This window comes from Arthrobacter sp. CP30, from assembly GCF_053470025.1.
Genome location: NZ_JBQEMM010000003.1, coordinates 286,743 through 299,557, shown reverse-complemented (window position 1 = coordinate 299,557; position 12,815 = coordinate 286,743). Strand labels below are relative to the sequence as shown.

Genomic DNA, 12,815 nt, shown 5'->3' with positions numbered 1-12,815 from the left:
CTGCGTGGCTAGTGTTGCCTCATGAGCCTCAACCGCAAGCTGATCAGTCACGGGTTCGCGGACCTCGAGAAGAGCCGGCGGTTCCTCGACGCGCCGGAGCTGCAGGGGCTCAACGACGACGCCCTGTTCGCGGGCCTCGCGGTCGCCGCGAATCCGGATCTCGCACTCCAGTCCTTCGTCCGCCTCCTGGCTGCGCGCCGGACCCCGGTCGAGGCGACCTTCGCCGACGAGGGCAGGCGGTCGGCACTGTTCCGGCTGCTCGGAGCCTCCGAGGCACTCGGCGAGTTCCTCATGCGCCATCCCGAGCACCTCGATGTCGTCGTGCCCGGTCCGGCCACGCCCCGCGTCGTGGAGGCCTCGGACCTCCGGACAGTCCTCCTCCGGGCGGTCCAGGCGGACCCGGGGGAGGACAACCCGGTCGCAGGGGTCACCGGGGTGGACGCCCACCGTGCACTCAGGATCGCCTACCGGCGGCAGCTGACCGACCTCGCCGTCCGCGATCTCGGCCACTGCGCGCCGGTCGACTACCTGCCCGTCGTCGCGCGTGAACTGGCCGATCTCGCCGCTGCGGCGCTCGAGGCGTCGCTGGCCGTCGCCCGGGCCGAGCTCGAGGAGGTCCACGGGTCCGATGTCGTCCGGCGCGTACGCCTCGCCGTCATCGCCATGGGCAAGTGCGGTGCCCGTGAACTGAACTACATCTCCGACGTCGACGTCGTCTACGTGGTGGAGGGCGACGACCTCGACGACACGACACTGACCCGGATCGGGACCGGTCTGGCCTCCGGCATGTCCCGCGGTGTCTACTCGCCCGGCCCGGAACCGGCGCTGTGGGAGGTCGACGCGAACCTCCGTCCGGAGGGCAAGGACGGCCAGCTCGTCCGCACCCTCGAGTCCCACGTGTCCTACTACCGTCGATGGGCGAAGACCTGGGAGTTCCAGGCGCTGCTGAAGGCGCACGCGGTGGCGGGCGATCTCGAGCTCGGCCGCCGCTACGAGGAGGCGATCGCGCCCTTCGTGTGGGCGTCCTCGCAGCGCGAGGGCTTCGTCGAGGCCGTGCGTGCCATGCGGCGCCGGGTGACCGACAACATCCCGCGGGAGGAGGAGGCCCGCCAGCTCAAGCTCGGCCCGGGCGGACTGCGCGACGTCGAGTTCACGGTGCAGCTCCTGCAACTGGTGCACGGCCGGCTCGACGATTCGCTCCGCGTCCGGGACACGGTCTCGGCGATCGCCGCGCTCAGCGCCGCCGGCTACATCGGGCGGTCCGATGCGCTGGACCTCGACGACGCCTACCGGTACCTGCGCGTGCTCGAGCACCGGATCCAGCTGGTCCAGATGCGCCGCACCCACCTGATGCCGGAGGACGAGACAGCGCTGCGCTCCCTCGCCCGGTCGTCGGAGGGGTGCATGGTGACGGTCCGGCCCAGCGCCCAGAGCCTGCACGAGAAGTGGCAGCGGACGCGGCGGCTCGTGAAGCGGCTGCACGAAGCCATCTTCTACCGGCCGCTGCTCAACAACGCGGCCACGCTCCGGCCGGAGGACGTCCAGCTGACGGCCGAGGCGGCACAGGCGCGCCTGGCCGCGCTCGGGTACCAGGATCCGCGCGGCGCCATGCGGCACATCGAAGCGCTCACGGGCGGCCTGCGCCGGCGGGCGATGCTGCAGAAGCAGTTGCTGCCCATCCTCCTGGCCTGGTTCGCCGACGGCGTCGATCCCGACGCCGGGCTCCTCGGCTTCCGGCGGCTCAGCGAATCGCTCGGTGAGAGCCACTGGTATCTGGGGATGCTGCGCGACTCCAACGCCGCCGCCGAGCGGCTCTGTGCCGTCCTGTCGAGCAGCAGGTTCATCACGGACCTCCTCGAGGTGTCGCCGGAGTCCACCCAGTGGCTCGGCTCGGACAGCGCGCTGGTACCCGACACCTTCGAGGCGCAGTGGCAGGAGATCCAGTCCAAGATGTCCCGGCATCCGGAGCCGGGCGAGGCGATCCGGCTGATCCGGCTGATCCGGCGGCGTGAGCTCCTGCGCATCGCCATCGCCGACAGCTCCAGCCTCCTCACCCAGGCGCAGGTCGGGGAGGCCCTGGCCGATACCGATCGCGCCGCCGTCCTCGGCGCGCTGCACGTCGCCGAGAAGGAGCTCACGGCCCGCGGTGAACCGCGGCTCACCGACGTCGTCGTCATGGCTATGGGACGGCAGGGCGGCAGGGAGATCACCTACGGGTCCGATGCGGACGTCATCTACGTCCACCGACCCCTCGAGGGCGCGGACGCGGCAGCCGCGCAGCGGCAGGCCGAGGGGATCGTGGCCCGGCTGGCCGCCCTCCTCACGCAGCCGTGCAAACCTCCCGTGCTGGCCGAGCGCGTGCTGGAGATCGACACGGCGCTCCGCCCCGAGGGCAAGCAGGGCGCGATGGTGCGGTCCATCGACAGCTACCGCGAGTACTACCGCCGGTGGTCGCTCGTGTGGGAGGCGCAGGCCCTGCTGCGGGCGAGGCCGCTCGCCGGCGACGACGGACTCGCTGCCGAGTTCGTGGCCCTCATCGACCCCGTGCGCTACCCGCAGGACCTCGGCGAGACGGAGGTGCGGGAGATCCGGCGCGTGAAGGCCCGGGTGGAGGCGGAGCGGCTCCCGCGCGGGGCCGACCCGTCGCGGCACCTCAAGCTGGGCAGGGGAGCCCTCAGCGACGTCGAATGGCTCGTGCAGCTGCTGCAGCTGCAGCACGCACACGCGGTACCGGGCCTGCGCGTGCAGTCCACCCTCGCAGCCCTGGACGTCATCGCCGCGGAAGGACTCCTGCCCGCTGACGACGTCGACACCCTCCGTGCCGGCTGGAACCTCGCCACGCGCATCCGCGCGGCAAACGTCATCTGGAGCGGCCGCGGCTCAGACCTCCTCCCGTCCCCGCGCCGCGACCTCGAGGCGGTGGCGCGCTGGTGCGGGTACGGTCCGGGCAGCGGCTCGGACCTCGAGGAGGACTACCTGCGGATGACACGGCGCAGCCGGGCCATCTTCGAGCGGCACTTCTACGGGTACTGAGCAGCACTGCCCGGACACGACGACGGCGGCTCCCGTCCGGGAGCCGCCGTCGCGGTCGATCAGGTGGTGCGGCGCCGATCAGACGCCGTAGTAGAGCTCGAACTCGTAGGGGTTCGGGCGGAGCGAGAGCGGCTTGATCTCCATCTCGCGCTTGTAGTCGATCCAGGTGTCGATCAGGTCCTGCGTGAAGACGTCTCCGGCCTGGAGGAACTCGTTGTCGGCCTCGAGGGCTAGCAGTGCCTCCTCGAGGGACCCCGGCGCCTTCTGGATGTCCTTGGCCTCCTCGGCAGGGAGCTCGTAGAGGTCCTTGTCGATCGGCTCGGCCGGCTCGATGCGGTTCTTGATGCCGTCGAGGCCGGCCATGAGCTGCGCGGCGAAGGCGAGGTACGGGTTCGACGAGGGGTCCGGCGCGCGGAACTCGATGCGCTTGGCCTTCGGGTTCGAGCCCGTGATGGGGATGCGGATGCCGGCGGAGCGGTTGCCCTGCGAGTACACCATGTTGACCGGGGCCTCGAAGCCCTTCACGAGGCGGCGGTAGGAGTTGACCGTCGGGTTGGTGAAGGCGAGGACGGCGGAGGCATGCTTGAGCAGGCCGCCGATGTACCAGCGGGCCGTGTCCGAGAGCCCGGCGTAGCCGCGCTCGTCGTAGAACAGGGGCTGGCCGTCGGCCCACAGCGACTGGTGGCAGTGCATGCCGGAGCCGTTGTCGCCGAAGATGGGCTTCGGCATGAAGGTTGCCGACTTGCCCCACGCGTTGGAGACGTTCTTGACGATGTACTTGAACTTCTGCAGGTCGTCGGCTGCATGTGTCATGGTCGTGAACTTGTAGTTGATCTCGGCCTGCCCGGCACCGCCCACCTCATGGTGCGAGCGCTCGACCTCGAGGCCTGCCTTGTCCAGTTCCACGCAGATGGCGTCGCGGAGGTCGGCCTGCTTGTCGACGGGGGAGACGGGGAAGTACCCGCCCTTGAAGGGGGTCTTGTTGCCCAGGTTTCCACCGACCTCCTCGCGCCCGGAGTTCCACGGTGCCTCGATGGAGTCGACCTTGTAGAAGCTGCCCTGGGGGGAGGACTCGTACTGCACGTTGTCGAAGATGAAGAACTCGGCCTCGGGTGCGAAGAACGCCGTATCCGCGATACCGGTGGAGGACAGGTACGCCTCGGCGCGCTCGGCCACGCTGCGGGGGTCGCGGTGGTAGGGGTCACCCGTGCGGGGGTTCACGATCGAGAAGTTCAGGGCGAGGGTCTTCTCGGTCCGGAACGGATCGACGAATGCTGTCGTCACGTCCGGGATGAGCTGCATGTCCGATTCCGCGATGCCCTGGAAACCACGGATGGAGGAGCCGTCGAAGAGCTGACCGTGGATGAAGAAGTCAGCATCGACCGACTTGGCGGGGACGTTGAAGTGCTGCTGCACCCCCGGAAGATCGGTGAAACGGACATCGACGAACTTGATGTCTTCATCGGCGATGAACTTGAGGACCTCGTCCGCATTCTTAAACATCGATTCATGCTCCTAACGCATGGCTGGGGTGGAATCCGGCGCCAGCGCGTGTCCCTGCACCGCACGGGAAGTCACGGGCTCTGGCAGGATGGAACGCTGCCGCCGACTCGTCACAACTGTAGGAGCGGGCAGTTTCTCGCTGGTATCGCTCGTGTTTCCGGGACGTTACGTGACAGGAACTGCGCTCCCCACCCTAGCGTCTCCGGTGCGGCAGGAGCATAATACGCCCCGCGCGGGACCGGTACGCTGGGGACGTGGTGAACAGACGAGACCTCGGTTCGTGGATGGAGGGGCCCTCGCCCTCCGGCAATCAGCAGTGGCCAGGGCAGCGCCTCGGGCGACCCGAATCCGGCCCGGGCTCCATCGCGCGGTTCGCCCCGCGGGCAGCGGCGCTCCTGATCGACTGGGTGCTCTGTTCCCTCCTGTCGGCTGCGTTCTTCGGCTACGACGGGTTCGCCACGCTGTACATCTTCCTGGTCGAGCAGGTCCTCCTGGTCGGGTTCTTCGGCTACAGCATCGGGCACCGGATCCTGCGGATGCAGGTGCAGACACTGGACGGGCAGCCTGCCGGGTATCTGACGGCACTGATCCGCAGCGTCCTGCTGTGCCTCGTCATCCCGGCACTGATCATCGACGTCGACCAGCGCGGCCTGCACGATCGCGCCCGTGCCACGGGTCTCTTCCGGATCTGATCCATTGCGTCACCTCGGGCATCCGGCGCAGCCCGGGCGCAAAGCCGGATGTCGGTGCCGTGCCCGGCCCCCGATGCCCTGCGTGCGGCACAGGAAAAGCCCCTCCCGTTTCCAGGAGGGGCTTCCTCTGTCGTCAGGCGCGGGGTGCTCAGCGGCCGCGCATGGCCTTACGGTCCGGGCGAGCCTTGAAGGGGTCCACGCCCTTGGGGATGGGAAGCTTCGTGCCGAGGGCCGTCAGTCGCTTGTCCACGGCGTAGACCTCCTGCTTGGTCAGCGTCTTCTTCAGTTTCTGGACGGCCTTGGGGACCTTCGAGAGCGGCACCTGGCGGTCATCCCGCCCTGTCTCGATGACATGGACCGGGACGTTGGGGATGATGCGGGCCATTTTCCGCTTCTCCCCGTCCACGAGCTGCTTCACTCGCGTCGACGGACCTTCGGACACGAGGATCACTCCGGGCCGGCCGATGACACGGAAGACGGCATCCTGCGTGCGGGGATTCACCGCGACCGGCTGCTCCTGCAGGATCCAGCCTCTCCGGAGCACGCTGAGAGCCGCCCCTGCCGCCCCCGGGCGTCCTTCGATCTGCGAGAAAGCCGCCCTCTCGGCCCGCCTGGAGAGGATGAAGATCGCGGCGAGGAACGCCAGCGGCACCGCGATGATCATCAGCGTGATGACGTTGTTGATGAGCAGGCCGACGAGGAGGCCGACGGCGATGATGCCGATGAAGGCCAGCAGCATGAACCAGACGACGCTCGGGTCGTTGCGGCGGGTCATCGCGAAGACCTCGCGGATCTGCTTCATCCGCCCGGGCTTCTTCGGCCCCTTGTCCGCCTTCGGCTTGCGGGAGAACAGACGGCGCTTGGGCGTAGGTGAGCCTGAGGGATCGATCGCGTGTGACATAGTCCCTCGATTCTACGGGATGGGCGGCGCGCTCACCCCGACGCGCACGGACACGGGCACGGATCGGGTGTCACCCGGCGAGGAGAGAGGATGCTTCCTGTATCGCCGAGCCCGAATCGTCGAGGTGCGCGAGCTCGGCAGGGAGCTCGAGTCCCTTCCTGCGCATGGCACGCGCCCAGAGGCGGCCTGCCCGATAGGACGAACGGACGAGGGGTCCGCTCATCACCCCGAGGAAACCGATCTCCTCGGCCTCCTCGCTCAGCTCGACGAACTCACCGGGCTTCACCCAGCGGTCGACGGGCAGGTGGCGCTCGCTCGGTCGGAGATACTGCGTAATGGTGATGAGATCGCAGCCGGCGTCGTGCAGGTCACGCAGGGCTTCCGAGATCTCCTCGCGCGTCTCGCCCATGCCGAGGATGAGATTCGACTTCGTGACCATGCCGCGGTCCCGGCCCTGCGTGATGACGTCCAGCGAGCGCTCGTACCGGAAGGCCGGCCGGATGCGCTTGAAGATGCGGGGTACTGTCTCGACGTTGTGGGCGAAGACCTCCGGCGCCGCGTCGCAGATGGCGGCGATGTGCTCGGGCTTGCCGGAGAAGTCGGGAATGAGGATCTCCACACCTGTGCCGGGGTTCATGCTGTGGATCTGGCGGATGGTCTCCGCATAGAGCCATACGCCCTCGTCCGCGAGATCGTCACGGGCAACCCCGGTCACCGTCGCGTAGCGCAGGTTCATCGACCGCACGGACTGCGCCACCTTGAAGGGCTCGCTGCGATCCAGCGGCTGCGGCTTGCCCGTGTCGATCTGGCAGAAGTCGCAGCGCCGCGTGCACTCGGACCCTCCGATGAGGAAGGTCGCCTCGCGGTCCTCCCAGCACTCGAAGATGTTCGGGCACCCGGCCTCCTCGCAGACGGTGTGCAGCCCTTCCTTCTTCACCAGGTTCTTCATGGCGACGAACTCGGGGCCGATGTTCACCTTGGCCTTGATCCAGTCCGGCTTGCGTTCTACCGGCGTCTCGGCGTTACGCGCCTCGATGCGCAGCATGCGACGGCCCTCGGGTGCAAGGCTCACAGTGAAGCTCCTTCTGGCTGGGTGTGACGGGCACGACCGATCGTGTCGGGGCCCGCTGTGTCTGCCGTCCCGGCGATCGCGCCGGGGGTCGATCCGGATGGCTCGATGGCATCGTCGCCTACGAGCACCGCCTCATTCTTGCGCAGTTCGGCCTCGATGAGTGAAACGACGTCCGAGGGCTCGACGGGCCGTCCGCATTCCGCCGAGATCGAGGTGACCCCGGCGTCATTGATGCCACAGGGGACGATCTGCTGGAAGGGAGCGAGATCGTTGCTGCAGTTGACGGCGAAGCCGTGCATCGTCACGCGATCCTTGACCCGGATGCCGATCGCCGCGATCTTCCGGGCGGGCATCGTAGCGGACGCCGGCAGCCAGACGCCGGATCGGCCGGCGATCCGGACACCCTCGATGCCGAAGTGGGCGAGGGCGGAGATGATGACCTGCTCGAGGACGTCGACATAGTCGGCGATCCTCGCTGGATCACGCAACGCGAGGATGGGATAGCCGACGAGCTGACCCGGCCCGTGCCACGTGAGCTTGCCGCCGCGATCGACGGGGATGACAGGGGTTCCGTCGAAGGGCCGCTCGTGATCCTCGGTCCGTTTCCCGGCGGTGTAGACGGGGGTGTGTTCGAGCAGCAGTACGGTACTGGGTGCAGCGCCGGCGACGACGTCCGCGTGCAGCGCCTTCTGGATCTCCCAGCCCTGCGTGTACTCGATGTAGTCGGGAGCGAGGCCGACGCGCGACAGGACGAGAGTCATGACGCAAGCCTAGTCCTGCGCGGTGACACGAGTGCCGGGGTTCGAACGGCACAGCATCATTCCGGGACGGAGAAGGTCAACGCCAGGCGCGCCAGCCGCCATTCGTGCCCGGCGCTCCGCACCTCGAAATGCAGGAGGGGCCCGGCGGGGTTCGTCTGTGCGCCGAAGCGCCAGAAGTGCGCCGTCAACTCCCGCACGGGTGACGATCCGACGGCATCCGGGCCGAGGACCGGCAGTGCGCGCCAGGTCGTCCAGTGACGGGTGACTCCGATGACCCACCACTCCGAACCACGCCAGAGGATCCGTTCCGGTCGCTTCTCGCCATCGACCTGCGAGAAGTGCAGGACGAGGGGGTCGTCGAGCGCTCTCCAGGTCATCCCGCTCTCGGTGGTGCTGTTCCGCATGACGTCCCTGTCCCGATCGCCGGATGAACGTTAAAAATAGAACACATGTTCTATTCGGGCAAGCTCCGCAGATGGGCGAGGCCGGGAAGGCTGTGGATAACCTCCGGGACGACGCCGTGATCGCCTAGAACAGATGGATGGATGACCCCACCTCCTGCCCTCCCTCCCCGGACGCGGATGCCGACGATACCGCCCGGTTGCGCCAGGACGACCCGTGGCCGCACGACGAGCCCGCGCGTCCCGTGGTGGCGGGACTGTCGGTAGGACGCCTGCTCGGGCGGGGAGGCGCCTCCGTGGTGTGGCAGGTCACCGACGCCGCCGGCCTGAGCTTCGCCCTCAAGGTGCCGATGACGCCGTCGGATGTGGGTGAGCCGTCCCGCACGAGCCCCTGTCCGGAGGACGCCGGCGCGGGCGTGGAGGCTGGAGGAGGCCGGCGCGGCGAACGCCCGAACCGACGGGCGCGAGCTGGAAGCGGCGGATCGGCCGGCCTCCCACCCCGTTCTCTCGTGGGCGATGCCGCCGCGCCGAGCGCGTCGTCGTCCCCCGCCCGGCGCGGACGTCGCTCTGCCGGGACATCGCCCTCGATCTCCGCTGTGCGGAGGGCGCCGGCACCCGCGGAGCTGCCCACTTCAGTGTCAGAAGAGCCGACCAAGCTCTTCGGACGTGCGACGGAGGCGCCGTCGGCCCGGCGGATGGCGGGGACACCTCCGGGGGCGGACGGGCTCGCGCGTGAGCTCGCCCTGCTGCAGCGCTTCACCCACGACCACCTCCTGCGCGTGCACCGGATCGTCCCGACGGACCAGGGCCCGGCCCTGCTGGCCGAGCTTGCGGCAGGGGGATCGATCCTCGCCCTGGTGGCGGGCCGGGGTCCGCTGCCCATCCCCGAGGTCGTGACGTCGCTGGTCCCCATCGCGCACGTCCTGCAGTACCTGCACGACGCCGGTGCTGTGCACGGCGACGTGACACCGGGGAACATCCTCTTCAGCCACGAGGGGAGGCCTATCCTCGCTGATCTCGGGACGGGTCAGCTGCTCGGAACGGATGCGTCGAGGTCCCGGGGGACGCCCGGTTTCATCGATCCCTCGGGTGGTGGCGGGTTCGACCCGGGAGCCGACGTCTTCGCCCTGGCTGCGGTGTCCTGGTTCGCCATGACCGGACGCGTCCCCGGCCCCACGGAGCAGCGACCTCCGCTCTCGCTGATGGTGCCCGAGGTCCCGGCGCCGCTCATGCACCTCATCGAGGACGGCCTGAGCGCTGATCGCCGACGCCGCCCGACCGCCGAGCAGTTCGCCCGGACCCTCCTCTCGAGTGCGGCGGCCCGACCGGTCGACCTGGTGCCCGCCGTGCACCCCAGTGTCCTTCCCGAACTCCTGACCCGCCGTGCGTCCGTCCCGTCGGACAGAAAGCCGACGGGCTGGCGGCGCCTGGTGGCGGTCCTGCGCCCGGCGTGGCGACGTGGGGCTCCGCAGGCAGATGCACGGCGCGCGCCCGGAGAAGAGCAGCGGATCGCCAGGCCAGGCACTCCGCGTCCCGGATCCGGCAGGGCGCCGATCAGGGCCCCGCGTGCCCGAGCAGGGGAGCGCGCCGCGGTGGCGGTCCGCCCCGGTTCCCTGATCGCCCCGGGCGTGGCCTCAGGCGCACGCGGTGGTGCGGCGCTGGTCGGCAGGCCCGCCACCGGCTCCCTCGGCTCCCTCCGGTCGCGTCCGCGCGATGGGCGGGACGGGATCCTGCGCGGCCGTGCCGCCCTGGTGGCGGGAGTACTCGCCCTGGCCCTGCTGGTTGCCGGGCTGGCACTGACCGTGAGCGGTCCGCTGCGTCCGGGCGTTCTGTCCGCGCCCGTAACGGTGACGGCGGACACACCGGGACGGGGCGGCGGTGAGGCGCGGACGAAGGATGGTCCGGAGGCCGGCGGGTCGGGGCGGAGTCCGGGGACGGGGGCGACGCGGGAGGACGGAGGCGCCCCGGCGACCGGCTCCGATCAGGGGCGGGAGGAGGGCGCGGATGAGGAGGAGATCCACGACCAGGTGGGGGAGGGCGATCTGGGTCGGGGGGTCCTGGAAGCAGCCGATCCGCGGGTGCCCGGCCGCGACGGTCCCGCCGGCGAGGACCCGCTGATCGCGCTCGGTGACCTCGCGAATCTGCGGGCGGAGGCCTTCGCGACCGCGGACCCGTCCCTGTTGTCGAGGATCGATGTGGAGGGATCTCCGGCGATGACGGCAGACCGCGAGGCGGTGGAGTCGTTGGTGACGTCCGGAATCACGTTCCCGGGCCTGACGATCAGCATCAGGGAGCCCCGGGCCCTCACCGGTGACGAGCAAGCAGCCATGACGGCGCTCGCGGACTCGCCGGCGGTCGGCGATGCTCCGTCGGGCACGACCGTGTCCCTGGTGCGGGCCACCGCGGCGCTGTCCTCCTACACCGAGGAACGAACCGTCCGGGCCGACGAACGCGGATCACCGTCGCTGATGGCGGCCGGCCGTCAGGACATGATCTTCGTCCTGTGGAATTCGGGCGGGGGCTGGCGGATCCACTCCACGATCGAGCCCCCTGCCTGAAGGATCCCGCTACTGCTTCGATCCGACGTTCCGACGGACCCAGGCGGCGAGCGCCTCCGGGGTCGGTTCGTCGAACGAGAAGCCCGACGCCGTGAGGGCGCGCGGCTGCATCCGGGTACTCACGAGGAGGAGCTCATAGCCGAGTTGTCCGATGGCCGCTGTGAGGATGAAGGCGGGGGCCCGCAGCCACACCGGTCGGTGGAAAGCCTTCCCCAGCTGCAGCGCGATGGTGTCGAGGGTCGCGGGCGTCGGGGCGCTCAGGTTGACGGGCCCCGCCAGGTCAGCCGTGAGGAGGAACTCGATGGCACGTATCTCGTCATTCAAGCTGATCCAGGGCCACCACTGGCGGCCGGACCCGAGCGAAGCCCCGATGAACGCCCGGATCGGGATCAGGAGGTTGGGCAGCGCGCCCCCCTCCGTGGCCATGACGATGCCGGTGCGGGGGAGGACCACCCGCACGGAGGAGGGAGCGGCGAGTGCCTCCGCCTCCCACCGACGGCAGATGTCCGCGAGCAGCGTCTCGCCCGAGGAGGCCTCCTCCGTCAGCACGTCGTCACCGCGGTCGCCGTAGTAACCGGACGCCGACTGGCTGATGAAGACCTCCGGCGGGTGGGCCGCCTGCCGCATCGCCCGCACCAGGGTCCTCGTGGGCATGATCCGGGAGGAGTACAGGGTCTCCTTGTAGCTCCGCGTCCACAGACCGCCGGCAATTCCCGCCCCGGACAGGTTGATCACGGCGTCGGCCTGCTCCACGGCAGCGACGTCCAGTTCACCCCGTGCAGGGTCCCAGCGGACCTCCCCGGCCCCCTTGGGAGCGCGCCGCACGAGGCGTGTCACCTCGTGGTTCTTCTCGAGCTGACGGACGAGGGCTGTGCCGATGGTCCCGGACGCGCCGGCGAGAAGGATACGCATGCTCCCATCGAACCACTTGTGCGCGACGAAAGGTATCGGGCCCCCAAGCGGACGCGGTGACGCCGCAACGCGGCGAACGGTGTCGGGCCCCGCGCTGATGCGGTGACGCCGCAACGCGGCGAACGGTGTCGGGCCCCGCGCTGATGCGGTGATGCCGAAACGCGGCACACGGTGTCGTGCACCGCGAACGCACTGGCGTCCCGGCGTGGCGGGGCGTCATCGGCCTCACCGACCGCCGACGTTGCGCAGGTCGTGCCACGGCGGACGAATCGACTCCGAACATGCGGGAGGCCCCCGAACGAATCCGGAGGCCTCCTCGTGCGGCCCGTGAGCGGACCTGTGAGCGGTCCTGGACCCGATGCGGGGCCGGACCGCCCGGGGTCAGCTGCGCAGTGTCGCCGTCAGGGAGATGTCCTTCACTCCGGCCAGCGCCTGGGACACGGGGCAGCCTTCCTTCGCGGCCTGCGCGACACGCTGGAAGTCCTCCTCGGAGAGATCCGGGACGATGGCGTCGAGCGTGAGGCGGATCGCGGTGATCCCGGTGCCGGGCTGGAAGTCGACCTCGGCCTTGGTCTCGACGCGGTCGGGCGTCTTGCCCTCCTCGCCGAGCGCGTGGCTGAAGGCCATGGAGAAGCAGGCGGAGTGTGCGGCCGCAATGAGCTCCTCGGGGCTGGTCTTGCCCTCCGACTGCTCTGCACGGGCCTTCCAGGTCACGTCGTAGGTTCCGAGGCCGGAGGAATCCAGTGTGACCTGCCCCGAGCCCGAGGGCAGATCCCCGCTCCAGATGGTGTGGGCTGTGCGAACGGTAGCCATGGTTCTCCTTGCTGTCCGTCCGGACGCGGAGGTCGCGTCCGGTACTTCCCTCCCATCCTAGGAGCAGATCCGCGTCCTGCCCCGCCCCACCGGCGCCGGGCTGCGGGCTGCACCGGAGATGACGGCGGACGGGTACCCCGGGACGACGGAAGCCGCCTCCCCAGGGGAA

The 12,815-nt window shown here is 69.6% G+C and carries 10 protein-coding genes; 3 read left to right on the top strand and 7 right to left on the bottom strand.

Annotated features, from left to right (window positions below; all coding sequences use genetic code 11):
- Positions 1-21 precede the first annotated feature (21 nt).
- Positions 22-3,033 carry a bifunctional [glutamine synthetase] adenylyltransferase/[glutamine synthetase]-adenylyl-L-tyrosine phosphorylase gene (locus ACTIMO_RS06690; RefSeq protein WP_448181887.1) on the top strand — a complete coding sequence of 1,004 codons (3,012 nt, stop codon included), beginning with the start codon at positions 22-24 and terminating at the stop codon, positions 3,031-3,033.
- A 78-nt stretch (positions 3,034-3,111) separates the two neighbouring features.
- On the opposite strand, the gene glnA is transcribed toward ACTIMO_RS06690, so the two are convergent.
- Positions 3,112-4,536 carry a type I glutamate--ammonia ligase gene (glnA, locus tag ACTIMO_RS06685; RefSeq protein WP_055772222.1) on the bottom strand — a complete coding sequence of 475 codons (1,425 nt, stop codon included), beginning with the start codon at positions 4,534-4,536 and terminating at the stop codon, positions 3,112-3,114.
- Between the two features lie 254 nt (positions 4,537-4,790).
- Between glnA and ACTIMO_RS06680 the strand changes: the two genes are divergently transcribed.
- Positions 4,791-5,228 (top strand): RDD family protein, encoded by a 438-nt coding sequence (locus tag ACTIMO_RS06680; protein WP_422391714.1) that lies wholly within the window; start codon positions 4,791-4,793, stop codon positions 5,226-5,228.
- A gap of 148 nt (positions 5,229-5,376) precedes the next feature.
- Here ACTIMO_RS06680 and ACTIMO_RS06675 read toward each other — a convergent pair whose 3' ends face one another.
- The 4 genes from ACTIMO_RS06675 to ACTIMO_RS06660 all read right to left on the bottom strand — a co-directional run bounded on the left by ACTIMO_RS06675 (position 5,377) and on the right by ACTIMO_RS06660 (position 8,366).
- Positions 5,377-6,129, bottom strand: a complete 753-nt coding sequence (locus ACTIMO_RS06675; protein ID WP_152814889.1) for a DUF4191 domain-containing protein — start codon at positions 6,127-6,129, stop codon at positions 5,377-5,379.
- A 70-nt stretch (positions 6,130-6,199) separates the two neighbouring features.
- On the bottom strand, positions 6,200-7,201 hold the full coding sequence (gene lipA, locus ACTIMO_RS06670) for a lipoyl synthase (RefSeq protein ID WP_448181886.1): 1,002 nt from the start codon (positions 7,199-7,201) through the stop codon (positions 6,200-6,202).
- On the bottom strand, positions 7,198-7,962 hold the full coding sequence (lipB, locus tag ACTIMO_RS06665; RefSeq protein ID WP_448181885.1) for a lipoyl(octanoyl) transferase LipB: 765 nt from the start codon (positions 7,960-7,962) through the stop codon (positions 7,198-7,200). Before lipB ends, lipA begins: the two co-directional genes overlap by 4 nt.
- A gap of 56 nt (positions 7,963-8,018) precedes the next feature.
- Positions 8,019-8,366 carry a hypothetical protein gene (locus tag ACTIMO_RS06660; protein WP_055772212.1) on the bottom strand — a complete coding sequence of 116 codons (348 nt, stop codon included), beginning with the start codon at positions 8,364-8,366 and terminating at the stop codon, positions 8,019-8,021.
- Positions 8,367-8,503: 137 nt separating this feature from the next.
- Here ACTIMO_RS06660 and ACTIMO_RS06655 point away from each other — a divergent pair, with 137 nt between their 5' ends.
- Complete coding sequence (locus ACTIMO_RS06655; protein WP_448181884.1) at positions 8,504-10,921, top strand: serine/threonine protein kinase; 2,418 nt, start codon at positions 8,504-8,506, stop codon at positions 10,919-10,921.
- Positions 10,922-10,930: 9 nt separating this feature from the next.
- On the opposite strand, the gene ACTIMO_RS06650 is transcribed toward ACTIMO_RS06655, so the two are convergent.
- Together ACTIMO_RS06650 and ACTIMO_RS06645 are read right to left on the bottom strand one after the other, a co-directional pair.
- The gene (locus tag ACTIMO_RS06650; RefSeq protein WP_055772206.1) at positions 10,931-11,833 is read right to left on the bottom strand and encodes a TIGR01777 family oxidoreductase; all 903 of its coding nucleotides are present in this window, start codon (positions 11,831-11,833) and stop codon (positions 10,931-10,933) included.
- Positions 11,834-12,214: 381 nt separating this feature from the next.
- Entirely contained in the window at positions 12,215-12,646 is a 432-nt protein-coding gene (locus ACTIMO_RS06645; protein WP_448181883.1) for an OsmC family protein, read from the bottom strand.
- Between the last annotated feature and the right edge of the window lie 169 nt (positions 12,647-12,815).